The organism is Denitratisoma oestradiolicum, assembly GCF_902813185.1.
GTDB classification, from domain to species: Bacteria; Pseudomonadota; Gammaproteobacteria; order Burkholderiales; family Rhodocyclaceae; genus Denitratisoma; species Denitratisoma oestradiolicum.
This window is the reverse complement of sequence record NZ_LR778301.1, coordinates 4,127,627-4,151,081: the sequence shown is the minus strand read 5'-3', so window position 1 is coordinate 4,151,081 and position 23,455 is coordinate 4,127,627. Positions and strand designations below refer to the sequence as shown.

36 protein-coding genes and 1 pseudogene are annotated in these 23,455 nt (G+C 63.2%); 12 read left to right on the top strand and 25 right to left on the bottom strand.

From position 1 onward, the window contains the following. Positions 1–46 precede the first annotated feature (46 nt). The 11 genes from kleA to DENOEST_RS18945 all read left to right on the top strand — a co-directional run bounded on the left by kleA (position 47) and on the right by DENOEST_RS18945 (position 6,452). The gene (gene kleA, locus DENOEST_RS18995) at positions 47–265 is read left to right on the top strand and encodes a stable inheritance protein KleA (protein ID WP_145770266.1); all 219 of its coding nucleotides are present in this window, start codon (positions 47–49) and stop codon (positions 263–265) included. A gap of 105 nt (positions 266–370) precedes the next feature. Beyond that, complete coding sequence (locus DENOEST_RS18990) at positions 371–610, top strand: DUF6900 domain-containing protein (protein ID WP_145770267.1); 240 nt, start codon at positions 371–373, stop codon at positions 608–610. A 26-nt stretch (positions 611–636) separates the two neighbouring features. After that, complete coding sequence (locus DENOEST_RS18985; RefSeq protein ID WP_197970462.1) at positions 637–1,242, top strand: DUF3489 domain-containing protein; 606 nt, start codon at positions 637–639, stop codon at positions 1,240–1,242. Then, positions 1,239–1,445: a hypothetical protein gene (locus DENOEST_RS18980; RefSeq protein ID WP_145770268.1), complete on the top strand. Its 207-nt coding sequence runs from the start codon at positions 1,239–1,241 to the stop codon at positions 1,443–1,445. Before DENOEST_RS18985 ends, DENOEST_RS18980 begins: the two co-directional genes overlap by 4 nt. Continuing rightward, positions 1,423–1,986 carry a hypothetical protein gene (locus DENOEST_RS18975; protein ID WP_183148179.1) on the top strand — a complete coding sequence of 188 codons (564 nt, stop codon included), beginning with the start codon at positions 1,423–1,425 and terminating at the stop codon, positions 1,984–1,986. The genes DENOEST_RS18980 and DENOEST_RS18975 overlap by 23 nt, the downstream gene beginning before the upstream one ends. Before the next feature lie 91 nt (positions 1,987–2,077). Further along, on the top strand, positions 2,078–2,344 hold the full coding sequence (locus tag DENOEST_RS18970) for a hypothetical protein (RefSeq protein WP_145770270.1): 267 nt from the start codon (positions 2,078–2,080) through the stop codon (positions 2,342–2,344). 301 nt (positions 2,345–2,645) lie between these two features. Beyond that, a complete protein-coding gene (locus DENOEST_RS18965; protein ID WP_145770271.1) occupies positions 2,646–3,890 on the top strand; it encodes a tyrosine-type recombinase/integrase in 1,245 nt (414 codons plus the stop codon). A gap of 8 nt (positions 3,891–3,898) precedes the next feature. Next, positions 3,899–4,798 carry a tyrosine-type recombinase/integrase gene (locus tag DENOEST_RS18960; RefSeq protein WP_228022090.1) on the top strand — a complete coding sequence of 300 codons (900 nt, stop codon included), beginning with the start codon at positions 3,899–3,901 and terminating at the stop codon, positions 4,796–4,798. Then, the gene (locus tag DENOEST_RS18955) at positions 4,795–5,790 is read left to right on the top strand and encodes a tyrosine-type recombinase/integrase (protein WP_145770273.1); all 996 of its coding nucleotides are present in this window, start codon (positions 4,795–4,797) and stop codon (positions 5,788–5,790) included. The genes DENOEST_RS18960 and DENOEST_RS18955 overlap by 4 nt, the downstream gene beginning before the upstream one ends. A 100-nt stretch (positions 5,791–5,890) precedes the next feature. Then, positions 5,891–6,235 carry a hypothetical protein gene (locus DENOEST_RS18950; RefSeq protein ID WP_232096402.1) on the top strand — a complete coding sequence of 115 codons (345 nt, stop codon included), beginning with the start codon at positions 5,891–5,893 and terminating at the stop codon, positions 6,233–6,235. 10 nt (positions 6,236–6,245) lie between these two features. Next, entirely contained in the window at positions 6,246–6,452 is a 207-nt protein-coding gene (locus DENOEST_RS18945; RefSeq protein WP_145770274.1) for a hypothetical protein, read from the top strand. Here the strand turns inward: DENOEST_RS18945 and DENOEST_RS18940 are convergent. Then, a pseudogene (locus DENOEST_RS18940) lies at positions 6,428–6,645 on the bottom strand (DUF7220 family protein). The gene DENOEST_RS18945 and the pseudogene DENOEST_RS18940 sit on opposite strands and share 25 nt — an antisense overlap. Positions 6,646–6,739: 94 nt before the next feature. Here DENOEST_RS18940 and DENOEST_RS18935 point away from each other — a divergent pair. Next, a complete protein-coding gene (locus DENOEST_RS18935; RefSeq protein WP_145770275.1) occupies positions 6,740–7,435 on the top strand; it encodes a nuclease-related domain-containing protein in 696 nt (231 codons plus the stop codon). On the opposite strand, the gene DENOEST_RS18930 is transcribed toward DENOEST_RS18935, so the two are convergent. The 24 genes from DENOEST_RS18930 to DENOEST_RS18830 all read right to left on the bottom strand — a co-directional run bounded on the left by DENOEST_RS18930 (position 7,352) and on the right by DENOEST_RS18830 (position 23,440). After that, on the bottom strand, positions 7,352–8,695 hold the full coding sequence (locus DENOEST_RS18930; RefSeq protein WP_145770276.1) for a site-specific DNA-methyltransferase: 1,344 nt from the start codon (positions 8,693–8,695) through the stop codon (positions 7,352–7,354). The genes DENOEST_RS18935 and DENOEST_RS18930 overlap by 84 nt on opposite strands. After that, a complete protein-coding gene (locus tag DENOEST_RS20010) occupies positions 8,676–9,389 on the bottom strand; it encodes a DNA-methyltransferase (RefSeq protein ID WP_197970668.1) in 714 nt (237 codons plus the stop codon). Before DENOEST_RS20010 ends, DENOEST_RS18930 begins: the two co-directional genes overlap by 20 nt. After that, positions 9,362–10,081 (bottom strand): ParB/Srx family N-terminal domain-containing protein, encoded by a 720-nt coding sequence (locus tag DENOEST_RS20005; RefSeq protein WP_197970667.1) that lies wholly within the window; start codon positions 10,079–10,081, stop codon positions 9,362–9,364. Before DENOEST_RS20005 ends, DENOEST_RS20010 begins: the two co-directional genes overlap by 28 nt. Before the next feature lie 13 nt (positions 10,082–10,094). Next, on the bottom strand, positions 10,095–10,655 hold the full coding sequence (locus DENOEST_RS18920; protein ID WP_145770278.1) for a hypothetical protein: 561 nt from the start codon (positions 10,653–10,655) through the stop codon (positions 10,095–10,097). Positions 10,656–10,851: 196 nt separating this feature from the next. Then, the gene (locus DENOEST_RS18915; protein WP_183148294.1) at positions 10,852–11,241 is read right to left on the bottom strand and encodes a hypothetical protein; all 390 of its coding nucleotides are present in this window, start codon (positions 11,239–11,241) and stop codon (positions 10,852–10,854) included. After that, a complete protein-coding gene (locus DENOEST_RS18910) occupies positions 11,204–11,428 on the bottom strand; it encodes a hypothetical protein (RefSeq protein ID WP_183148293.1) in 225 nt (74 codons plus the stop codon). Before DENOEST_RS18910 ends, DENOEST_RS18915 begins: the two co-directional genes overlap by 38 nt. Then, a complete protein-coding gene (locus DENOEST_RS18905) occupies positions 11,415–11,618 on the bottom strand; it encodes a hypothetical protein (RefSeq protein WP_145770280.1) in 204 nt (67 codons plus the stop codon). Before DENOEST_RS18905 ends, DENOEST_RS18910 begins: the two co-directional genes overlap by 14 nt. A gap of 159 nt (positions 11,619–11,777) precedes the next feature. Further along, positions 11,778–12,068, bottom strand: a complete 291-nt coding sequence (locus DENOEST_RS18900) for a helix-turn-helix domain-containing protein (protein WP_145770281.1) — start codon at positions 12,066–12,068, stop codon at positions 11,778–11,780. After that, complete coding sequence (locus DENOEST_RS18895; RefSeq protein WP_145770282.1) at positions 12,061–12,384, bottom strand: type II toxin-antitoxin system RelE/ParE family toxin; 324 nt, start codon at positions 12,382–12,384, stop codon at positions 12,061–12,063. Before DENOEST_RS18895 ends, DENOEST_RS18900 begins: the two co-directional genes overlap by 8 nt. 7 nt (positions 12,385–12,391) lie before the next feature. Then, positions 12,392–12,976 (bottom strand): hypothetical protein, encoded by a 585-nt coding sequence (locus DENOEST_RS18890; protein WP_145770283.1) that lies wholly within the window; start codon positions 12,974–12,976, stop codon positions 12,392–12,394. Next, entirely contained in the window at positions 12,973–13,335 is a 363-nt protein-coding gene (locus DENOEST_RS18885) for a hypothetical protein (RefSeq protein WP_183148178.1), read from the bottom strand. The genes DENOEST_RS18890 and DENOEST_RS18885 overlap by 4 nt, the downstream gene beginning before the upstream one ends. Then, positions 13,332–13,805, bottom strand: a complete 474-nt coding sequence (locus DENOEST_RS18880; protein ID WP_145770285.1) for a crossover junction endodeoxyribonuclease RuvC — start codon at positions 13,803–13,805, stop codon at positions 13,332–13,334. The genes DENOEST_RS18885 and DENOEST_RS18880 overlap by 4 nt, the downstream gene beginning before the upstream one ends. Before the next feature lie 137 nt (positions 13,806–13,942). Then, positions 13,943–15,487, bottom strand: coding sequence for a phage/plasmid primase, P4 family (locus DENOEST_RS18875; RefSeq protein WP_197970666.1), 1,545 nt, complete (start codon positions 15,485–15,487; stop codon positions 13,943–13,945). After that, positions 15,405–16,268: a hypothetical protein gene (locus DENOEST_RS20000; RefSeq protein WP_197970665.1), complete on the bottom strand. Its 864-nt coding sequence runs from the start codon at positions 16,266–16,268 to the stop codon at positions 15,405–15,407. The genes DENOEST_RS18875 and DENOEST_RS20000 overlap by 83 nt, the downstream gene beginning before the upstream one ends. Beyond that, the gene (locus DENOEST_RS18870; protein WP_145770287.1) at positions 16,261–16,740 is read right to left on the bottom strand and encodes a hypothetical protein; all 480 of its coding nucleotides are present in this window, start codon (positions 16,738–16,740) and stop codon (positions 16,261–16,263) included. Before DENOEST_RS18870 ends, DENOEST_RS20000 begins: the two co-directional genes overlap by 8 nt. Next, the gene (locus DENOEST_RS18865) at positions 16,740–17,354 is read right to left on the bottom strand and encodes a PD-(D/E)XK nuclease family protein (protein ID WP_197970664.1); all 615 of its coding nucleotides are present in this window, start codon (positions 17,352–17,354) and stop codon (positions 16,740–16,742) included. Before DENOEST_RS18865 ends, DENOEST_RS18870 begins: the two co-directional genes overlap by 1 nt. Positions 17,355–17,492: 138 nt before the next feature. Further along, positions 17,493–18,059 (bottom strand): DUF6511 domain-containing protein, encoded by a 567-nt coding sequence (locus DENOEST_RS18860; RefSeq protein WP_145770289.1) that lies wholly within the window; start codon positions 18,057–18,059, stop codon positions 17,493–17,495. Beyond that, positions 18,060–18,917, bottom strand: coding sequence for a P63C domain-containing protein (locus DENOEST_RS18855; RefSeq protein ID WP_197970457.1), 858 nt, complete (start codon positions 18,915–18,917; stop codon positions 18,060–18,062). Between the two features lie 14 nt (positions 18,918–18,931). Then, positions 18,932–19,570, bottom strand: coding sequence for a hypothetical protein (locus DENOEST_RS18850; protein WP_145770290.1), 639 nt, complete (start codon positions 19,568–19,570; stop codon positions 18,932–18,934). Between the two features lie 6 nt (positions 19,571–19,576). Then, entirely contained in the window at positions 19,577–19,840 is a 264-nt protein-coding gene (locus tag DENOEST_RS19995) for a hypothetical protein (protein ID WP_197970663.1), read from the bottom strand. A 141-nt stretch (positions 19,841–19,981) separates the two neighbouring features. Further along, complete coding sequence (locus DENOEST_RS19990) at positions 19,982–20,452, bottom strand: ATP-binding protein (RefSeq protein ID WP_197970662.1); 471 nt, start codon at positions 20,450–20,452, stop codon at positions 19,982–19,984. Beyond that, positions 20,452–20,985: a hypothetical protein gene (locus DENOEST_RS18840; protein ID WP_145770292.1), complete on the bottom strand. Its 534-nt coding sequence runs from the start codon at positions 20,983–20,985 to the stop codon at positions 20,452–20,454. Before DENOEST_RS18840 ends, DENOEST_RS19990 begins: the two co-directional genes overlap by 1 nt. 113 nt (positions 20,986–21,098) lie before the next feature. Next, positions 21,099–22,031 carry a hypothetical protein gene (locus DENOEST_RS18835; protein ID WP_145770293.1) on the bottom strand — a complete coding sequence of 311 codons (933 nt, stop codon included), beginning with the start codon at positions 22,029–22,031 and terminating at the stop codon, positions 21,099–21,101. An 11-nt stretch (positions 22,032–22,042) separates the two neighbouring features. After that, complete coding sequence (locus DENOEST_RS18830; RefSeq protein WP_145770294.1) at positions 22,043–23,440, bottom strand: hypothetical protein; 1,398 nt, start codon at positions 23,438–23,440, stop codon at positions 22,043–22,045. Positions 23,441–23,455: the final 15 nt, after the last annotated feature.

The window sequence follows — 23,455 nt, the reverse complement described above, 5'->3', positions numbered from 1 at the left end:
CAACAGCGCGTTCATACGGATGTCATCAACACCCACGGAGCACGCCATGAACACCGCCAACACCACCCGCCTGAACTGGATCGATCAGCTGCCCGAAGTGGGCACCCCCATCCTTCGTCAGCGCGACGACCTCCTCACCTTGCTCGCGCAGATCGATGCCCTGCAGGAGATCGCCGAGCGTCGGCGCCAAGCCCTCGAGGAAGAAATCGCCACGCTGTGGCTGCCTGCCGAGATTGATCTGGCCAAGCGCCGGATCGCCGCCTGAGCAAATCGGCCAACCAGGTGCAGAAAGATCAAACCGGCGCTTGGCTTACCTCTTGAACAGCGCGTTACTACAAGCACAGCAACGCACCCCCGAAGGAGAACCACGATGCGCAAAACCGCCAACAAGACCGCCAACAAGACCGCCACCCGAGCCGCCCAGCAACTCGACCAGCTGCTCGCCCGGATCGTCCTGGACCACCTCTTCATCGAGACACTGAAAACCCGCAACAGCGACAGCTTGGACTTCCACGACGTCAGCGTCTGGGGCGTCAAGAGCGCCCTGATGGCCGCCTACCAGGCCGGCCTGGCCGCAGGACAAAACGCCGCCGCCGAGCAAACCGCTTAACCACCCTCATCACAAGGAGCACAACCATGTCCGCACAAACCGCCCCGATCACCGAACGCCAACTGGACCTCATCACCCGCGCGCATTGCGACGCCAATGGCCTGATCGAGCCGCTGCTCGAGCTCAAGGGCGGCGCCAAACTCAAGATGATCGCCAGCCTCGCGCAGCGCGGATTGATCGAGCAGGCTGACGGCCAGTGGCGCATCACGGGTGCCGCCATCGCGATCATCAAGGGCGAGGCCCAGCCGGAAGATGTCCTGCCGCCCATGAGCGCAACGGCTGTCGCTGCGCCACCCCTGGCCGACGATCCGGAACTGGAAGCCGCAGTCGCCGCCGCCGAAGCCAGCTGGCAGCAGGTTCAACCCGCCAGCACCCTTGACTCGCCCAAGCGTGGCCCGGGCAACAGCAAGCAGGCGCTGGTGATCGAGATGTTGAAGCGCCCCGAGGGCGCCACCATCGCGCAGATCAGCGAGGCCACCGGCTGGCAAGCCCACACTGTGCGCGGCACCTTTGCCGGCGCGCTCAAGAAGAAGCTGGGCCTGAATATCGTCTCCGAGAAGATCGAAGGCCCCGCCGGCACGCCGGGTGCAGGACAGCGCCTCTACCGCATCGCAGAGGAAGCCACCGCGTGAGCACGCAACCCGACGCTCCAATCCCTGCAGACCTGTTGCCCGCGTTGCTGGAGGCCTGCCGGGAGATCGCCCGGATGAAGCATCCGAGCATCGAGCACCTGCTGCGCCACCGGGGCTTTGGTTTCGAGGCCGACCGCATCGCTGATCTGGTGCTGGCGATTGAAGCCCTTGATGCCCTTGATGCCCAGCACGATGGAGATTGAGCTTGGCTTCCCTGGCAACCAGCGCGTGAATGCTGTTGTCACCAACAGCCAACCAAAGGCCCCCACCATGACCACCACCAACCACACCCCGATCCGTGCCCGCTTTGCCCGCAAGCCCTACAGCTTGGACGAAGTGCTGCACAACGCCGACCCCAGTGCACCGCTTGAGCCCATCGAGATCGAGTTGCACAAGGAACTGACCGAGGCTGAATACGACGCCTTCGCCAACACGCTGCTGCAGGATCGGGACTGGCTGGCTGGACTCGGCGGTCACACGGCAGGACGCCGGCGCGTGGTGGCTGTCAGCGCGCCGAATCGCCGGATGCTCTTTGTCGATCCATCGGGCAGCCGCTACGGGCGCTACGTTGGCATTGCCGAAGCGACGCCAGTCACCGATGACGACCAGGCCGGCGCGATTGGCTGGCTGATCGACAACCGTCGCCCAGATGTGTCGCGGGAGCAGGCGATCCGCACCCTGCGCCGGGCGCTGGCGGGCGATCCCTCCGCCCTGCGCATCCTCGACAGACTGGCCGACAAGTGATCAAAAAATGATCAATGAATCGCTTGGCTTCAGTGGCCCGAAGCGCGTTCATACAGGTGCCGCAACGATCAACTGAGAAGGAGAGCACACCATGAACACCCCCCGCGAATTTCAGACCCTGCACGCCGAACACCGCGCCCGCGAGGCCCTGGCCCAGGCCCGATCCACCCTGGAGCGGGCCTTGCGCGAACTGGATCGCTACACCAACCGGTTCGAGGAAGCCGAGTCGCTGCGCGACAAGGCCGATGTGATGAACTGGACCTTGAACGAACTCGCCTGCAACATCACCCCGAACCTGCGCCTGGACCTGATCGCCAGCGCCCAGGCGGAACTGGTGCGCGCCGACACGATGGAATAAGGAACCCCGAGTCAAGCGCAAAAAAGATCGAACAGGCGCTTGGCTTCCATCTCGAACAGCGCGTTACTACGGGTGTCGCAACGATCAACCACCAGGAGCCAGAGATGAACACCACCACCCAAATCCCCGCCACCCAGAACGACGCCTTTATGTGGAGCGAATTGTTATGCGGAGCCCAGGGCCGTGGGACTGCCGATGGTCTTTGCCAAGGGTGATTTGGCGCTGATTTCCAGCGTCTGGTGCTCCGCATAATTTACGGTCTCTCCTTGATGCCATGGTGGCATCGTAGAGGAGAACCGAAATGACAAAGACCAAACACAGCGTACCGGCGGCGTGTTCAGACCCCGGCCCACTGAACCCGTTGTTACAGCAATTCGAGAAGCACCTGAAAACCCTGGGTTACTCGCCCCACCAGACCTTGAGAGTGAACCTGTCCGCCGTCAGCCACTTTGTGTGCTGGCTGAATAAGGCAGGCATCGACCTCAGCGAGGTGAACGAGACTGTCATTGAACAGTTTGCTTGCCATCAGTGCCAGAGTACGGCGAGGTGGTGGCATGGAGGGCCTGAACAAAGATATCTGGCACGTATTCGTCGATTCCTTCGTTTCGTGGCCGTTGGCAGAATCGTCCGCTCAGGCGCAGCACTCTCGCCGCCAGAGGTCGACGCCCGAGTTGCCGAATTCCAGAACTGGCTTCGAGTCCACCGTGGAGTCTCCGAACGTACCATCAATTCCCATGGCCTTCTGGTTATGCGAATGATGCCAACACTCGGCACCGAGCCTGCTGACTACAACGCACAGTGCATTCGCCAGGTCATACTGGATGAGGCTCAGAAATGCTCCCGTGCCTATCTTACGAAGATGAGAACAGCGCTGCGAGGCTATCTCAGATTTCTGATTGCACGAGGTGAATGTAAACCATGGCTGGATCAAGCCGTACCCGTCTTCGCGCACTGGCAGTTGTCCTCTCTGCCACGCTACTTGTCCGACTCGGACATTGAGCGAGTTATTGCAGCGTGTGAAACGGGAACACCGCACGGAATTCGTGACAAGGCCATTATTCTGCTCCTTGCCCGACTTGGGCTCCGTGGCGGCGACATCCTTACCATGCGCCTCTGCGACATCGAGTGGGCACAGGGATCGTTGCGGGTCAGAGGCAAGGGGCGTAGAGAAGTGCGGCTGCCACTGCCTCAAGACGCCGGCGATGTACTGCTGACGTACATCGATCAGGTCAGACCGTTCGCTGACTCCGATCGGATGTTCTTGCGACTGCAGGCTCCCTATCGGCCATTCGCGAAATCTTGTGCTGTCTCGCAGATTGTTCAGCGTGCCCTTGAGCGAGCAGGCATCGCAGATGCCCCTTCGCGAGGCGCAAATTTGTTACGCCATTCTGCAGCTACCAGTTTGCTGCGCTCCGGGGCCAGTCTCGATTCTGTTGGAGCAGTGTTGCGGCATCAATCACCCGACACCACCGCGCACTATGCCAAGGTCGATGTCCAGATGCTGCGTGAGATCGCCCAGCCATGGCCGGGAGGTGCATCATGTTGAGATCCGACATGGAGCGCTATATCCAGCTACGGCGGAGCGCTGGCTTCAAGATGGCAAACGAATCGCTGATGCTGAGCGGCTTTGTTGCTACTGCCGAAAAGCATGGTGATCAACACATTCGTATCGACCGAGTGCTGACGTGGGCGGGCCAAGCACCGTCCTCAGCACAGCGGTACCGGCGTCTCAACGTCATCCGGCACTTTGCGCAAGCACTTCAGGCTGAAGATGATCGGCACCAGGTGCCACCACGTACTGCGTTTGGCAACTCCAGGAATCGACGACCGCCGCCCTATATCTTCAGCCAAGAGGAGATTGCCAAACTCATTGAAGCTGCCGGTCAGTTGAAACCGACTGGCTCTGTCCGGCCGATGATGTTTGCGACGCTATTTGGACTTCTGGCTGCGACAGGCTTGCGCATCTCGGAAGCCTTGAGGTTACGGTTGCAGGACATTACCGTCGATGGCTTGATGATCCTGGAAACGAAATTCAACAAGAGTCGGTTGGTTCCGCTGCACGACACCGTCCGCGCTGCATTGGAGCGGTATCTCGTGGTGCGCACACGCACTGCGACGAGCACTGATGCTTTGTTTGTCGGCATCAATGGGAAAGCGCCTGGCTACAGGGGTGTGAAGGATGTGTTCGTTCGTCTGGTCACTGTTATGGGGCTGCAACAGGCCCGAAATGGCGGTCTTCCCCACATCCACGATCTTCGGCACACACTGGCCGTTCGTAGTCTGGAACAATTCCGTGGAGACCGAAATGCCATTTCTCGCCATATGACGGCATTGAGCACCTACCTTGGGCACACCAAAGTAACGGACACCTACTGGTACCTTGAGGCAACGCCGGTCTTGCTTGGGCAAATTGCTGAAGCAGCAGAAACTCTGCATAGGGAGCAAGACCTATGAACGATCTCGCCACCCATCTCAGCGGTTTCCTCCGGGAGCATCTTCCTGCGGAACGCAATGCCAGCCAGCACACCTGTGAAGCGTACGCCTATAGCTTCCAGCTGCTGGTGGAATTCGCAGCCGGCAGGCTGAAATGCAAACCGTCACAACTGACCCTTGATCAAATCGATGCTTCAATGATCATGACGTTTCTTGAGCACATAGAGGCCAAGCGAGGCAACTGCGCACGCACCAGAAACGCGCGTTTGGCCGCCATCAAATCGTTCTTCCGTTACCTCGAATACCGGCTTCCTGCCTATCTCGACCAGTCGCGGCAGATTCACGCTATCCCGATGAAAAAGACCGATCAAACGCTGATCGACTATCTGACGCGAGAGGAACTGAAGGCTTTGCTCGACTCACCCGACCCGCATTCGCAATCTGGCATCCGAGACCGGGCAATGTTGCATCTGGCCTATGCCTGTGGGCTGCGCGTTGCAGAGCTGGTTTCTCTTCGGCTCGATCAGTTCGATCCGCGAACGCCTGCGACGATACACATCGTGGGCAAGGGTCGGCGTGAGCGAGTCCTGCCGTTGTGGAAGGAAACCGTCACTGTCCTCAAGGATTGGCTGAATGTTCGCTGCCAGACGGGCGATTCGGAATTGTTCCTAAACGCCAATGGACGGGCCATGACGAGATCCGGGTTCGAGTACATCTTGGCCAAGCATGTCTCTCATGCGGCAAAGCAACAGCCACTACTCGCCGAAAAACGGGTCTCGCCGCACGTGCTGCGCCATACATGTGCCATGCACACCTTGCAGGCCACGGGTGATGTTCGCAAGGTCTCACTCTGGTTGGGACATGCCAGCATGCAAAGTACCGAGATGTATCTCCGTGCTGATCCAACGGAAAAACTGGAAGCGCTGGCAAGCCGTGCTCCACCCGGGTTGCAACGCGGACGATTCCGAGCCCCCGATAAGCTGATGGCAATGCTGCAAGCTGTTTCGCGCTAAAACGTTATGCGGAGTGTCGCGATCGGCTGCACGCTGTAGCGGCGACACTGCTGTCACGGACTCCGCATAACAATTCGCTCCACATAAAGGTGTTTATGCGGTGCTCCGCATAAACGCCTGGGGCTTTTACGGCACGATGAACGAGCAGGCCGAAGCCGCCTGGCCGCTGGCCATGACTGCGATCTCGGACGCCACCTGCCAGCCGCTCGAGTCGGTCCGCACCTTTCTTGACAGCCGCCACGGGCGCCACTTTGCTGACGACGTGCAAAACGGCCTCTACGCCGGCGACGCCTTGGCTGACGCCATCAAAGCCGCCACCCAGCGTTGGATGGGCTGGACGATTGGTCGAACAACCAGCAAACAGTACGGCATCCCCAAGGGCCTGCCTTACCTGACGGGCTTCGTGATCCACTGCGAGATCGTCGAAGAGTCTCTGGCGGCGTGAGGAGCACAACGTGGCCGCCCTCTCCACCACCCCACAACTCGAAGCCAACTACGACCAGTTCATCGCCGAACTGACGGCACTCACCCGCAGGTACGGCGTTGCGATCCAGTCAGTCGGCGGAGTCATCCTGGCTGATGCACCCGGTGAATTCAGCCATGTCAGCTATGTTGCCGACATCAGCAGCGGCGATCTTTATCCGGAGTTTCCGGACAGCTGACGAATACGGAAGGCCTCGAACGCGCGGCGCAGCACGTAGCTACGGACCAGCGACACGGCCGTGAAAATCAGGCCGATCAGCAAGTTCTCCTGCAGCGTGGCGTGCAGACCGAAGAGCGGAAAACCGCCCATTGGGTTGCTACCGCCACGCCATAGCCGACCAGCACATTGGTCACGGCTTCCACCAGCGACATCCAGCGTGACTGCTTCATCCCTGCATCCCGGTTGTTCATTCAGTCCCTATCGGTGGCATCATCGACCCGTCATAAGAAGCAAACGGGAGAGCAAATGTCATTGCTGTCGGTATTCAAAGGCTGGCTGGGAGAAGCGCAGGGAGCGGTGGCGCACACACTGTTCCTGGACGACAAGATCTATCACTCGATCAACAACGTGACGATTCCGGCGGCCAACGGCACCACGCAAATCGATCACGTCATCGTCTCGCGCTTCGGTCTTTTTGTCGTCGAGGCCAAGAACATGAAAGGCTGGATCTTCGGCGACGAGCACAGCAAGCAGTGGACCCAGAGCCTCTTCGGCAAAAAGCATCGCTTCCAGAACCCGTTGCACCAGAATTACCGGCACTCCAAGGCGCTGGCAGACTTCCTGGGGATCGATCACGACAAACTGCATTCGGTGGTGATGTTCTGGGGTGAGGCTGAACTGAAAACCCCGATGCCGCCGAACGTGATGACCAAGGGCTACGCGACCTACATCAAGAGCAAGCAGACCGTGCTGTTCTCGGATGAGGAAGTCGCCCAGTTGATCGAGGCGCTGCGCACCGGGATGTTGCCCAAGACCTGGGCCACCCGAAACGCCCACATCGCGTCACTGCAACAACGCCACAGCAGCACGACAACCTGCCCGAAATGCGGTGGGTCACTGATTCAGCGCACAGCCAAATCAGGCCCCAATGCAGGACGCCCCTTCCTCGGTTGCGCCAACTTCCCCAAGTGCCGCCACACCGCTGCCGTCACTGAGGCGTGACGATTCGCCGGGGTCAGCGCCGACCAGCTCATCGAAGCGGACGCCATCCGATTCCCGTACCGCCTGCGCCCCGGCGTACTCCTGCCAGCGGCGAACAATCACATCCACGTACTTGGGATCGAGCTCAATCAGCCGTGCCTGACGCCCCGATTTCTCGGCGGCGATCAGCGTTGTACCGGAGCCCCCGAAGGGGTCGAGCACCACATCGCTCGGGCGACTGGAGTTGCGGATGGCGCGCTCGACCAGTTCCACCGGCTTCATCGTCGGGTGCAGGTCGTTGACGCGCGGCTTGTTGAAGTGCCACACATCCCCCTGGTCGCGGTCGCCACACCAGTGGCGGGTCGCGCCCTCGGGCCAGCCGTAGAGGATGGGCTCGTACTGGCGCTGGTAGTCCGAGCGCCCCAGGGTAAAGGTGTTCTTGGCCCAGATGATGAAGGTCGACCACTTGCCGCCGGCAGCACGGAAGGCGAACTGCAGGGTGTCGAGTTCCGACGAGGACATGGCGATGTAGATCGCCCCCTGGCAGTGCGCGATCATTGGCGTCAGCGCCGCCTTGAGGAAGGGTTCGAAGTCCTCGCCCAGGTTGTCGTTCAAGATCGGGCGGTTGGTGCCGCGCATCTTGTCCTTGGCGCTGTTGGCGTAGTTGACCCCATAGGGCGGATCAGTGAAGGTCATCGCTGCCTTCTCGCCAGCCATCAGCAGGGTGTAACTGGCGGCGTCGGTGCTGTCACCACACAGCAGCCGGTGCTGCCCCATGATCCAGACATCGCCAGGCTTGGACACCGGCGTGATCGGCACCTCGGGCGCAGCATCCTCGTCGGTATTGCCCTCGGTGGTGGTTTCCTCGCCGGCCATGATTTCCAGCAACTCGTCGGCATCGAAGCCAGTAAGTGCCAGGTCGAAGTCGGCCTCCTGCAGCTCAGCCAGCTCCAGACGCAACAGTTCCTCGTCCCACCCGGCGTTCTCCGCGATCTTGTTGTCGGCGATCACCAGGGCCCGACGCTGGGTCGGTGTCAGGTGCTCCAGCACCACCACCGGCACGCTAGCCAACCCCAGCTTGCGCGCCGCCGCCAAACGCCCGTGACCGGCCACGATCACGCCGTCCGACCCGGCCAGAATTGGCGCGGTAAAGCCGAATTCGGCGATGCTCGCCGCGATCTGGGCGATTTGGGCCTCGGAGTGGGTGCGGGCATTTCGGATATAGGGCAACAGGCGCTCGATGGGCCAATGCTCCAGTTTGTCAGCGAGCCAGGCTTGCATCGGTGTTCTCCAGTCGTTCTGATTCGACCTCGGCGAAGGTCTGTCCGGTGGCCCGCAAGGTCACCGGGATGTCGGGGTGGTTCTGTTGGAAGCGCTTGACCGCCACGTCGGTGTAGGACGGGGCGAGTTCGATGGCACGGGCCACGCGATTCGTCTTCTGGGCGGCCAGGATCGTGGTACCGGAGCCGCCGAAGGGCTCGAAGACAACATCACCCGGGTCCGAGTACGCCAGCAAGATGTGCTCGGGCAGGGCCACCGGAAACACCGCCGGATGATCAATGTCCCGGCCGATCTTGCCCTTGTGGCGCATCACGCGAATCACGCTGTCCGGGATGCGGTAGTCCTGGGTAGGCTGCCCGGCATGGGTCCAGCCACCGACTTCACCATCCTTGCCGCGCATCGCCGTCGATGATCCGTCGGCGCGCAGGTGCAATTCCTGTCCGGCGTGCTTGCACGGCACGATCTTGTTGGGCTTTCGGCTTTCGCGGTTGAAGTGGAAGACAAACTCGAAGCTGGGGGCCAGGCGTCCGGCCCAGTCGCCAGGCATCCCCGGCCCCTGGTCCCAGACGTACCAGCCAAAGCGTCGCCAGCCTTGAGTGCGCATCCAACTGATCCAGCCATCCCAATACGGGATCACTTCGTTGTCGCGGTGGATCAGACCCAGATTCACCAGCACCTGGCCGTCGTCGGCCATCGGCAGTGGGCGAAGACGCCGCGCATCAGCGCATCCCAATCGGCGATGCCCTGGGTGTAGTTGCGCTGCTGACCGTAGGGTGGGCTGGTGAAGCACAGGCGAGCCTGGTCGCCCGCCATCAGCGCAGCGACCACGGCCGGGTCGGTCGAGTCGCCGCAGACGAGGCGGTGCGCACCCAGTTGCCAGATGTCGCCGGCTCGGCTGACCGGGGTGGCCGGCACATCCGGAATGTCCTCATCCTCGGGTTCGCCAATGGGCGCAGCCTCATCGGCACGCTCGGCCTCTTCGATATCGCCGAGCAGGTCGGCCAGTTCTTCATCGCTGAATCCGGTCAATGCCAGATCAAAGCCGGCCGCTGACAGGTCAGCCAACTCGACGGCGAGCAGTTCCTGATCCCATCCGGCCTGCAGCGCCAGCTGGTTATCCGCCAGGATGTAGGCGCGGCGCTGGGTGGCTGTGAGATGGTCGAGCACCACCACGGGCACGGCATCCAGATGGAGCTTTCTGGCGGCAGCCAGGCGACCGTGACCCGCGAGAATGCCACCGTCTTCCGACACCAGGAGCGGCGCGGTAAAGCCAAACTCGACGATGCTGGCGGCGATCTGCGCCACCTGAGCGTCGGAGTGGGTGCGGGCATTTCTCTGGTAGGGCTTGAGCCGATCCAGTGGCCACATCTCGATACGACTGGCCATGGCAGGGTGACGGTCATCGTGAGAGTTCCTCCAGGGCTTCGCGGATCGCCTCCATCAGCAGGTCTTCCACCACGCGCTGGTCGGGCTGTGCGACCACGGCCGCCACGATTTGCGGGGCGAGCTTGCGAGGGATTTGCTGGATGCGGTCGCGCAGCAGCCGCGCGAGGTTGAAGTGCTTGACCTTCACCTCGTCGGCGTTGAGCAGCTTGCCCGTGCGTTCTTCGAATTCGAGTTTGGCCAGGCGCGCGGCATAGGCCTCGCGTATGGCGCGACTGGTCTGGTAGTCAGGCGCGGCAGCCCGGGTTTCCAGCGGCGCTTGCACCTCACGAGTGGAAACTGGTGCCGTGGAAACCGGGGTGGAAACAGGTGGGGTTGCCACCTTGGCCGCAGGCTTCGGGGCGCCAGTATTGAGGTTCTGTGACGGCAGCGTGTTTCGCGCCCATTGGGCGTCGGCCTTGACCGGGTCAATGGTGCCGTCGGGTTCTTTGCTGATGCGCCCGGCCTGGATGGCCTTGGCCACAGCGGTGTGGCTCACGCCACGGTGTTGGGCATAGGCCCGGATGGACAGTCCCATCGCATTCCTCCGGGCCGGGCGGGTCAATCAATCGTCAGGGGTGGATCACCTCGGCGTGGAAACGGGTGGAAACCTGGGTGGCAACTGGCAACCTCTTTTTGTCGCTGGCGCTAGGCAAGCCGGGTGGTTGGCGCGTCCCCCGCTTTTGAGATCGCCCGGGAGGACCCGTCAGATGTGTCAGATACGTCAGCCGCGATCACGGGGCCTTCGCCAGTTCTTCTCGCAGTGCCCGTTCCATTTGCCGGTAGTACTCCTTCAGGGCCACGCTCCTGACCGTCTCGGCCATGCCGAAACGCGGCTGCACCTTGATCTGGGTCTTGGGCCGCAGCAGGTACAAGGCCAGGATGCGTCGCTCGTCCCGGCGCTCGAACACCATCCCCGCCCGGTAGAACACGGTGGGCTTGTTCTTGGCCTGGTCGAGCCACTGGCTCTTGGGGATCACCCGGGTCTGTGCCATCTCGCGCAACCGCCCGGCCGGAATGGGTCGCGCATCGGGATGGCTGCCGCCGGACTCCTGTGCCGCCATGAAGCGGTCGCGCGACCAGACCTCAGCCATCAGGGTGCGCGGCAGCCAGCGTGACGCCAATGCCCCGGCTGATCCACGGGCGGCGCAGGTTGAAGCGCTCGGGTAGACCGTCGCGCACCGCATCACGGGCGTCGAACGCCGTGCGGGTCAGGGCCTTGGCAGCGGCGTTCGGGATGTGCCGCTGTGCCAGATCCGAGAGGTGCTCGGTGGCCTTGGCCACGTCTGCGGTGACGTCAAGTTTCAGCATCGGCGGACTTCCGGCGGCGAGGAGTGGATGGCGCTTCGGTATTTGCAACAGGCTCGGCAGCGATGCCGGCTTGCTGCGCCAGGATCTGTTCGGCCGTGGCCGCATCGACCTCGACCGTCAGGCCAGTGACGAACGAGCGCGTGCCGCCATCGTCGGTGATGACTACCGGGCGGGTGATGAGGAGTTTCATGGGGGAGTCTCCAAGGCTGGGCAGAGAGGCGAACGCCAGGCCCAGAAACGACAACGCCCACGCGGGGTTTCCGGTGGGCGCAGCTATCAGCAGTACGGGATTACTGTACCTTGTGGGGGGCCAGCATTCAAGTAGGTTTGTTGTCGACCCGCAAAATTTTCACGCGTGAATGGCCGATAGCGCGTCGGGGTTGGCTTCGACGATCTTGAGCAAGGCGCGAGCCGGCCCGGCAGGACGCACTCGGCGCTGCTCCCAGTTCTGAAGTGTCTTGGGCTTGACGCCAATCAGGTAGGCAAACCGACTCTGCGAAAGCCCCGTGCGCTCACGGATCGCCTTGACATCGGGCTCGGGAAACTCCTGCACACGCACACCGGCCACGGCCTCACCACGCATATGGCGGCCCATGTCACGTACGCTGCTCAGCAACTCATCGAACTGTTTGTCATTCATCTCGTATCTCCGCTTGCATCACTTCAGCCAACCGCCGCAGCTGATCCGGCGTCAGGTTCGCACTGACATTCTTCGCGTAGGCGTAGATCAGATAGCACTGCGCCTTGCTGACCCAGTGGTAGTAGATCACCCGGGCACCGCCACGCTTGCCTCGACCAGGCAGCGGAACACGCAGCTTGCGCAAACCCCGACCACCGGGGATCAAGTCACCGGCGGCAGGGTTTTCCAGCAAGGTGTTCTGCAACTCGGCCATATCCTCATCCGAGAACAGTTCGGCTGCACAGCGGACGAAGATCGGGAGTTCCACAAAGACCATGGTCACATTATCCGCTAGAAGCGGATACCTGTGCAAATGGCTTTCGACTGCCTGAGCGCTCATAGCCGTAGTACCGAGCCAGCACGCCAAGGGCTGCTACCAGATAGCCCTTGGCCTCATCCCGATCCTGCCGACGACCGTTCCAGCCTTCACGCTGAGCCCAATCCCGGATCGACATCTGCAGCCCAGCCACATACCACAGCGCCGATCCGGCTGGAGAGCCGCTGCCACCCACCGCCTCCAGCGCATCCCGTACTACCCGGGCAGCGCCAGCGTTTTTCTCGACCATCATCTGGCCGGGTGCGGTGCCACCCGGCAGGCCGTCGAGCTTGGGGCTGGCGACACCACTGCCGAACGCCCGAGCAAAGTCCTGCGAGAACTGTTGCCCCGCGTCGTGCATGGCACCGGTGATGCTGCCGTTCTTGAGCATCAGCGCCAGCGTGTCCACCGTGCGGTAGTGGTCGACGGGCTTGCGGTCATCGTCTTCCTCGCGGACGTAGCGGATCACGCTGCCATCCGGGCGGATGTGCTCCTCGCCGATGCGGGGTTTCTTCTCGGCCCTGGCTTGGGCGCGTTGGGTTTTCTTGGTCATGACCGTCCCTCCCCAAGTTGCCCGAGGGTGGCCAGTGCGCCATCGCGGTCACGCTGCACGGTGACCGATTTGGCCGTGGTCGCCACCACCGTCCAGGTCTCGCCATCACCCCGGTCGATCACCTCGCCCTCGGCCCAAGGTGTGCTCTTGCGGGAAGCCGCAGTGCGGGCACCGTAGAGCTTGGAGGCGATGCCGGACAGGAACGCCCGATCCCACTCGTCGTAGATGTCCTCCAGCGGCACGACCACAATGCCCTGTTTGTGCCAGGCGGCGGCGCGCATCGCCCGGAGCTCTTCGGCGTTGGCCGGTGACTGCGGTGCCATTCTGCCCAGTGGGCAGGGAATCGAGGGTGTGCTCATGCGCATGCCACACCTCCTTGGGCCATCGCCCAGTCCAGCAGCGCCAGCGCATCGGCGTGGTTGTCGTCGACCGGGTCATGGCCACGCGCCTTGGCCGCCGCGATCATCTCGGCCTTGCCGGCATTGCCCTTGCCAGTGGCGTGCTTCTTGATCGTGCCCACCGGCACGCCCTGGTACGGGATCTGGTGGTGTTCGCACCAAGCGGTCAGGTGCGCCATGAAGCCGCCGTAGGCGTGGGCCGCATCGACACCGGCGTGTTTACGCACCTCCTCGAACACCACCCAGTCGAGCCCGTCGGCGCACTGCTTGATGTCGGTGAGCCAGCGCTTGAAGCGCAGGTATCTCATCCCGCCGCCTTCAAACCGCTGCGGCTTGAAGGATTCGCTGCCGCCGCTGATGAGTCCGTCGCGGGCAGAAACTGCCCACCCAAGTTGTGTGCCCAGATCAAGGGCCAAAATCGTTGTCGTCATGTTCGTCAGTCCTGTGTTTTGGGCGGTCTGACGGATCGGACAGGTCTGCCGGTTACCCTCTTCACGCGTGCGCGCGTGTAGGCGTAAATCAGTGAGTCTGTCCGATCCGTCAGAACCGCGTCGATTCATGGTTCGGGTCAGTTGTCGGCATAGGGCGTAAAGCGGTCCTTCGGGGTCTCCTTGAGGCCCACCCCCTGGAATCCCCGCAGGCCCATGCCGTTGCGCCACTTCTCCAGGCCTCGGGTGAGCAGCAGATCGGCAAAGCGCTTTTGCGAGCCGACGAACTCCCCGGCCGCCTCCGCCCACTGCTTCCAGTCGCTGAACAGCTCAGCGGTCAGCGACTTGGCATTGGGGTGGCGCACGCAGCATTCCTCGAGCCAGCGGCCCAGCGCGTCTTCCGCTTCGAAGTACTCGTCCGTCGCATCCAGCACCGATTGAGGCTGGCGCAGCCCTTCGCGCTGCCAGGCCAGGCACCCTTCGACGCCCCAGCTGAAGATGCCGTTGGCCTCGGCCAGCAACTTGGTCTGCAGCTGCTTGTCGCGCTTTTCCGGGGGCACGGTGATCGTGAAGGGGATCAGGTGCAGACGCCGGCGCATCGCCTCATCGATGTTGCGGATGGCCGGCTTGTGGTTGCCGGCGATCACCAACTTGAACTGCGGCACGTAGGTGAAGAAGTCCTGGCGCATGAAGCGTGCAGAGACTCGGTCGCCGCCGGTGATCTCCTTGATCTTCGACTCGTTCCAGCGCCGACCCTGCTCGGTCTCGGTGGCACCGACAAAGCGCGAACCCCGCAATCCCGCTAGATCGGTCGGATGCCGATCCCCGCGTGTTTCCATGAAGGTGTCCATGGGGGCGTTGGCGGCATAGTCCCCGAGCAGGGTGAAGAGCGTGTTCACGAACACCGACTTGCCGTTGGCGCCGGTGCCGTAGAGGAAGAACAAGGCGTGCTCACTGGTCGCCCCGGTCAGGCAGTAGCCAAACACCCGCTGCAGGTAGGACTGCAGCTCAGCATCGCCGCCGGTGACCTGATCCAGAAACCGCATCCAGTTGGGGCAGCTGCTGCCCGGCACCAGGGTGGCCGCAGCAATCTTGGTCATCCGGTCGGCACGGTCGTGCGGGCGCATCCGGCCGGTGCGCAGATCCACCACGCCACCCGGCGTGTTGATGAGCCAGATGTCCGCATCCCACTCGTCGGTGGTCGCCGCGTGCCGGCGGTCGGTGCGGGCCAGACGTTCCACCCCGCCCACGGTGCTGCTGGCGGCGAGCTTGGCTGCCACCTTGCTGCTGTCTGCGCGGACTGCTGCGTGGCGACAGACGTGACGGATCAGGTCAGTCGCCGCCAAGGTCTCCTCGGCCCGCCAGCGCTGCCCATCCCACATCAGCCATTTGCCCCAGGCCGCGATGTAGCGCCAGTCGCGCTGGTAGCGCCGGGTAAAACTCACCGCCAGGGCATCCTCCGTGCCCCAGACCGTGGCATCGCTGTCGTGAGACTCGTCATGGTCGGCAGCATCGAAGTGAGCCGATGGCGCCTGGTCGTCATCGAAGGGCTGCACCGTGATACGCGGCCCGGTGGCAAGGAAGCCCGCCACATCGAAGCCTTCACCCAATGCATCCGCCGCATCCCAGCCTTCCGACTTGGCGTCCGGCGGCAGCAGGATGGCGCAGGAGGTGGCCCCCGCCATGAGCACCGCTTGCGAAGCGGCCTCGGCATACCAATCCCGGTTTGTCCCGGTCGGGCCAGATGAGCACGGCTTTGCCCGCCAGCGGTGACCAGTCCGTCTTGTCGACCGGCGCGTTGGCGCCGTGCATTGCCGTGGTGGCCACAATGCCAGCTTCGATCAAGGCCTGCGCGCACTTCTCGCCCTCGACCAAGATCACCTGTTCGGCAGCAACGATGCCCGGCTGGTTGTAGAGCGGACGCGGCTCGGGTGGGGCCATCTTGCGGCGCTTGGCATCCCAGGGGCGGAACTCCTTCCTGCCCGGTGCCGGGTCGTAGCGATACACACAGGCGATCAGGTTGCCGGCAGCATCCAGGTAGTCCCACTTAGCCGTGGCCGGACCCAGTTCATCGACCGGGGCTTCCGCCTTCTTGCGCTTCGGGGGATGGTTGGTGGCTCGCCCCACCAGTTGCCCGGCGATCTCCAGAACCCTGGCGAAGTCTGCCTGGGTGTCGAGCCCATAGTGGGCAGCGATCAGATCAAAGATGTCACCGCCTTCACCCGTGGCATGGTCGTGCCACAGACCAGCGGTTTCCCCCTTGAGCGACACCTCCAGGCTGTCGCCAGGACTGCCCAGCACATCACCGACCAGGTATTTCTGGCCGCGCTTCTTGCCGGCCGGCAGCAGCGTCATCAGCACCGACTCCAGCCGCGCCAGCAGATCGGCACGGATGGCGTCGCGTTGTTGGTTGAGGTCACCACCAACAGGGAAGGCCTGCGGCGGCACCGAATTGAAATCAAGCATGGATCAGTCCTCCCTGTGGCGGATGGTTGTGGGCGTGGCAGGTGATGGAATGCACGGGCGCGCTGCTGGCGCTGACCACCGGCTCATTCGGTACCGGCAGGACCGGCACCTTGATCGGCACCTTCTGCCAGTGCGCTTTTTCATCGGCGAGATAACCGGCCTTGCGGGCGACGAAGCGCACGAAGTCCGGATGCAAGCCGACCAGGTCACACCAGAGCGTGAGGTCCTCCCCGAGCAGAAAGCGCCGGGCCTCGCGCCGCATCCGGCGGTTGGTCAAACTCAGGCTGTCGTGAATGGCGCGGGCGAGCACCGCCACCACCAGCCGGGACTCCGGTGTCACCAGAAAGGTGTGGCGATTGAGCACCTTCTCGATGGCCTGCAGCCCGACCAGGGGTTTGGGGGGCGACCAGCGATCCACCCACTCGGTGCGGTAGGTCTTGCGTGCGCTGGCGCGCTTGGAAGCTGTGCTCATCACACACCTCCCCAGCAACGCTGCGCGTAGCTGCAGAACTTGCACTCAAAGTGGCTGGCCTCGGCGAAGCCGCGTGGCAAGAGCTCACCGGCCTCAGTCGCCTGGATCACCCGCACCGCGCGGTCGGACATCTTCTGGGCCAGCCCCGCATCGAAGGGCACCAGCTCGAACCACAGCTCCTGCGTGTCCTTGTTGATGGCGGTGAAGAGTGCCGGATTACGGCTGATGCCTTCGACCGAGCCTTCCATGTAGGCCTGGTAAGTGGCCATCTGCGCGGCATAGACTGGCTTGGTGACCGCCACGCCAGACTTGACACAGGCCTTCCAGTGCTTGTCGGCCATGGTCTTGCACTCCCAGAGCATCGGGAAAGAAAGTCCCAGCTCTGGTGGTGCCGCCGTGATGATCCTGTCGACGTGGCCCTTGATCCGGCCACCCGCCACCGAAAAGCCAAACTGGCCGCCGTTGGCCTTCTGGTTGTGCAATTCGAAGCCCGCCATGCGCAGCCAGCGCACGGCCAGGTCTTCCAGCGCATGGCCGACCTCGAACACCCGCAGGATGCGGCCAGAAAATCCCCGGCCGGGATCGACCGGCGCACCGGCGTACTCGTACTGCAACGCACGTTCCAGGCCACGCCCAGACGGGAAGCACCAAGGTAGTCACGCGGGTCTGCCCGGCACGTTCAACATCCAGCGCCGCATCGATGAAGCCCGTTACCCGCTCGTGGAAGGCGGGGCGATGATTGAAGTCCAACATCACTTCGCCCTCCCACGCCGGGTGGCCTTGGCCGCCACTGCCTCCCCGGTCTCCCACGGCAGGTCGTCCTCCAGATCAGCGAAGGGATTCGCCGGATCGAAGGTGATCGTTGCCGAGGCTGGCTCCAACGTGGCCACCGGCTGCGGCGCCTGTGTCTCATAGGGGGCGAGCCCCCGCACCGGCGGATACTTCGCCTGCTGGTGGTGCGCCGCCATGGCCTCCGTCCAGCCGGTCACAATCGCCTCGATCACCTGCAAGGCTTCGGCCTCGCTGTAGTGACCCAGCGGCTTGTCAAAGCCGATCTCACCGGCGGCCTCGCCGAAGAACCTCAGGCAAGCGCGCATCGCCGCGCGCTCGAATTCGGTCGGGTCAACCATGAGCACGTCCTCCTGCCTGGGGTCGGTTCGCAGCCACTGGCCGTAGAGCGCGTGAAACGCGTCCTGGCATTGGCGGCTGCAAAAGACCCAGTCCATCGGGTACCGACGGGATTCGCCGACCTTGAAGCGGTTGTCGCTGTGGCCGAGGCCACGGGCCTGCCGCTTGCAGACCCAACACTGCCCGGCCATTCATTGCCCTCCCTCCAGCGCACCGATGAAGAGGGTCATCTGCAGCGGCTGGCTGCCAAACGCCGTGGCGCAGCGGGTATCGAAGTCCCGGTAGGTCATCGACGAGCGCGCAATCATGGTCACCGCGTGGATCTGTTTTTCCAGGAGGGCGAGACCGCCTTCGGAGAGCCACTGATGGGCCTTGTCTGAGAGGCGCTTGCGGCTCCTGATCTCCTCGATGATTTCGCGGGGCATGATCACGTCGTACACCCAGCGTAGGGTGATCTGGCCGATCACCGCCGGCGGGTTTTGCTGATGGCCCTGGTAGTGCCAGCCGAACAGGCGAAACAGCGCCCGGTAGTAGTCGGGGGTGAAGCGCCGCTCCCAGCTGGCCACGCGCTCACGCAGCAAGCGCGAGATCAAGGCCTGCAAGGCATCGGGGGCACGGTGGTACTGGTAGCCGGTAGCCTCGTCGATCAAGGCGACTTCGCCAGACTTGGCCAGCGCCTTCAGGATGCGCTGGCAGTTGGGCACCAGGTGCTGGCGTTTGCGGTGCAGACGGCCTTCGAGCGCGGCGTCGATCACGCCAGAGGCGACCTCGCTGATCACCCCGGCCGGGAAGAACGCCGTAGTCTGCCCCGAGGGCAGGCGGATGCTGCAGGCGTTCTCCTGCAGGACCTCCGCTGCGCCGGGGGCGACATCGGACAGCAAGGTTTTGAGTTGGCTGCCCCGGCGCGATTCGTGCAGGCCGATGGCGGTGGCCAACTGGCGCTGCACATAGCCCCGGGTGCCGTCTTCCAGCACCACGGCTTCCACCGCCAGGTCACCAAAACGCACCACGCCGTAATGGCTGGTCGTGAGAATAGGTGTGCTCATCATCGTCACGCCCTCCCTTATTGCGCCCAGGCGGGTTTGCCGCTGGGGACGGTGGATGGGGCAGGACGTGCGGCAGCAGCCGGTGGCGTGTAGCTGGGTGCAGCGACCGCTGCCGGCGCACCGGAGTTGCCACCGGGATTGCCCTTGGGCATCACGCCCATGACCAGGGCGTAGTCCTTGTGGTCTGGCTCGATGGCGGCCTTGATGGTGTTGCGGTCCTCGCCCCGGCCATCCTTCTCGATGTCGATGCGGGCGGCAAACTCCAGGCCATCGAGGTCACCGAAGCCGGCAATGCGGCGGGCCGCCTGCGCTTGCGGGCTGTTGTCGGCCGGATGGACATTGCGCGCGGAGTTGAGCGCTGCCCGGATGAAGGTCCGGCCCATGTTCCCCCAGGTCGGCCCCTTGGCGCTGTGCAGACCGACGTTCCACCAGATCTTGCGTTTGGCAAACGGGCCTTCCATCACCACGCCCTCGCAGGCGAGGTAAACCGCACCGGTCTCGAAACTCTGGGTGGCCCAGCCGCCGGTCCAGCCCTGTGCCGGGTCATCAAAGCCACCCGGCTTGATGGTCAGGCGCAGCTTGGCAGCCGTGTTGCGCGGGATGAGGTCGAAGGACTGCTGCTGTTCAGCGTCGTTGAAGTCGTTCCAGTTGGACATGGCGGCTTACTCCTGGGATGCGTGGAAATCGGGGGATGGGGTGCTGGCGCTCGAGAAAGCGGTGGCAGGTGCAGCCGGGCGTGCGATGGCGTCGCGGCCGAGGCACTTGGCGATGAGCTTTCCGAGGTGGGGTTCTTCGATGGGGTCGAGCCGACCGCTGCGGTCCTTGCTCGGGAAGCCCCAGGCGTTGTCCGCACCGGTGACGAAGGCGCGGTACGGCGTGCCGTCGTCGGCCTTCAAGATGGCCAGCGTGATCACTTCATCGAGCACGCCCGGCAATTCGGCCGATGTCTTGGCGCCTTCGAGTTGCAGTTGGTGACGCGACGGTTGAAGTCGTCCAGCTTCTCTTCAAGATGCAGACGTAGATGACGTGCTTGTCCCGCACGTGCTGCAGGTGCGTGAGCGCACCGATCATTTCGGTGCCCAAGAGGCCATAGGCGCCCTGGTGTCGGGCTTGCCGGTCTTCTCGGAGAAGGCCGCCGGCTGGGTCTTGCACCAGGCCAGGCACATCCGCGAGAGCACGGTCAAGGAATCGACGAAGTAGGTGTCGTACTTGGCCAGTTGCGCCGGATCGCCGTACTTCTGGCAGACGTGGTCGAAGTGCGCCTGTGAAAAGGCCTGCTCGGGTGACGCACTTGGGCTCGGCCCGGCGAGGAACACCACCAGGTCCTTGAACTCCGGCCAGGTGCGCGGGCGCAGGGTGTCGCCGGCCCAATCGAGGATGGACAGATCGCCGGCTTCGGTGTCCACCAGCAAGGTGCGCTCGGCATCGACCGTGCGAATTTGGGAGGTCTTGCCCGCGCCCGGCACACCAACGAGGGCCACCTTGGCGCAGCGTTTTTCTGACAATCGCTGGTCAGCGCTGATGATCGGGAGTGCCATCACTTGCCCTCCCCAACGATTGCCAGGCGGAAGGCCGGCTTGGCGGGTTTGAGGGTGCGGGCAGCCTCAAAGGGACGGCGCAGGGTTTCGGGCCAGGCGGCGAACTTGCGCTCCGACACCGAATACTTCACGTCGATGTATTCCGCTGGGTCGTCGCCGTTGCTGGCGATGCGCTGCGCGATGGCGGCCAGTTCACCCTGATCCCAGGACACCGACTTCTTGATCTCGACCGTGATGGCCAGATCGCCGTCGGTCAGGTGCGTGGTACCGGTATCCTTGCCGGCGTCGAGCAGTTGCGCACGGGCAGCGTCGCCGTAGAGCTCATCGAGCGCAGCGGTCAGCTGCTCACGGGCGTGGCGCAGACATAAGTCCATTTCGGCGAGTAGGACGGAGAGTTCCTGCAGTGCCGGCTTGGGCAGCGCCTTGATGCGCTCGCGGGTGAGGTCTTCGAGTTGGAGGGGAAGACTGCCGATGTCGAGGACGGTGGCTGCCGGTTGTGGGGTGGCCGCGAGGGCCGAAGAATGGGTTTGCATTTCTCAACTCCTTGGTGGTTAAGGAGTTACCCATTCTTGTCATGCGGTATTGGAAGTAGCAGGGGACGTTTATTGGAAGAACATTGGAAGTTGGCCGTGCGGTGCGGCCGTCTTCAATGCTCGGTGACGATCCAGCACTCGCCCCCTCCTTGGGCGAAGAAATCGAAGAACTCCTTGCGGCGCGTGATGTGCCGCAGGTCGTAGGTGCCCTCGCCGTAGCCTGCGACCCGGAAGGCCCATTCGACTTTCGGCCGTCGGTTGCCCTTCTTGTAGGCATCGACCATCGTGAGCACGAAGTCCTGCTGTTGCCCTCGGATGTTGCGCAACTCTCGGTCCCCCACCCGAAGCCAGGAGCCGTCCGGCGCGCATTCGATGACCAGCTCGGCCAATTCAGGCGCGGCGTGCCGACTTACCAGAATCCGCTCCAGCACCGGCAGATCGAACTGCTCCACGCCGTCCTCCACGACCAGCAGATCGGCCACGGCACGCACCTGGTGTCCGTTGGGCAAGGCCAGCTTCGGATCTTTCAGTGCCAGCACCACGCCACCCGTGCCGAACGCCGGGTCGGACAAGGCCGAGGTGACCTGCTCAACTGGTGCATCCTTGAGCCGTCGCCCGAAGAACATCGGCGCAAACGCATGGCGGTTGCCGACACGGAGGTCACCCAGATACCAGAGGTGATGCTCGACCAGGCAACGCCGGCGCACGGCAAACCGGGGCTCGATGCCCAGCAGGGTGGCCAGGTGGTCAAAGAAGGGCTCGCGCTGGAAACGGTAGCGGGTGACCTCGTGCAAGGAACCGCTCAGGATCACTTTGCGCCGGAATGGGTGCGGGTAGGTGTAGCGGCCCGCTGCCTCATCGACCGTGACCTCCACCTCCTCGAAGATATCGTCCATCACCTCGACATCGATGTGGCTGAAGTAACCAATGGCGGCGATCCAACCCCTGTCCAGCAGCAAGCGGCCAAAGCTCAGCAGTTCTCTGCCGAACAGCGTGCTGTCCATCCCGTCCAATCGCTCCAGCCGTTGCAGCGTCTCTGTCAGCATCGGCAGCCTCCTCAGAACTCGGTGACGATGTGCCAGCGTTTCAGCAGGCGCATCACCAGCTGGCGTTCATCCTCGGTCTTGGCGTTGTCGTTCAGGCCGTTGGGCGCAGTGATCTGCACGACGATATTGTGGGCGCGACGGTCCTTTTGCTTTGCAATGCGCAGCACCAGCTTGACCTGCACCAAGTTAAACCCGCTGAGATCGTTCTGTTTGTAGTCTTCCCGGGCCACGCGATAGACATCGCGCTGATCACGGCGGTCGCGGTGGATGGTCATGCCGCTCGTAACTTCCAGCGTGCCGTCTTCGCCCTGTTGTTCGAGACGCTTGGCTACCTTGATCAGGTTGATGCTGATGCGCTCGATGCCGTCGCCGGGTTCGGGTTTGAGCAGGTTGAACACCTCGGCGCTGCCGAAGGCCTTCAGGCTGAACTCGCGCAGCGGCATCTCGGCGATTTCAGTGTCGCTGGCCAGCACCACATCGCGCAGGGCTTTGGCGAGTTCCTGGCGGGCATTCCGGTCATCGCAGAACACCGACAGCGCGCCGGTGCTCGGCTCATACGAGAAGGTGATGCGCTGCAGGGCCTGATCGTGGCGCGTGGTCACCTCGCCGTCGACGATCTTGTCCCAGTGGGTTTCCTTGCCGTTGAAGCCGACCACGATGGTGTGCAACCAGACCGGAGCCGACTCGTCCTCACCGCCACGGTCCTCGGCCTGGGTCAGGTCGCGGCGCTGGAAATGCTCGATGACCACATCGTGCAGCGGTGCCTGCGAGTAGATGACGGCAATCGCCACCTTGAGTTTGTCCTTGAGCGTGTCGTCCAAGGTGATATCGACCGCCTTCGGCCCCCGGAAGTGGCTGGCGTAGGCTTCGGACTTCCACTGCTTGTTCTGCTGCCGGGCGGTTTCGGCCTGCTCAAACCGGCGGTCCTTGTCGTCCGCCAGGCGGCACAGGTACAGGTAGAGCGCCCGGCCGTACTTGTCGCCGGCGACCGCCACCGCCTGTTGCTCAGTCTCGTCGTCTTCGCTCAGCAGCGATTTGACGGCCTCGCACCCAAAGTCATCCGACAGCAGCAGGACGCGCTGTGCGGCTTCCTCCAGCCGCTGACGGATGGCACCGGATAGGCCCGCGACCACGGTGAACAGGCTCTGCTTGTAGCTGGTGCAGACCTTGTGCTCCCACTCGATGCCGGGTAGCTCCTCAGGGTGCAGGTGCTGTAGCCACTGCGCCACCAGCGCGCGATGCTTGATCTTGCGCACCAGGGTCACGTAGTGCCCCATGTCGGGCAGGATCTCCGGCCCACCATCGGTGGCCCGTGGCTTGCGTGGTTTGCCGCCACCCGCAGCAGTCGCCTCTGCGGCGAGGGCCGTCGGATCTGACTCACGGGTATCCATCACGTCGACTTCTGCCATTCTTGTTCTCCTTTA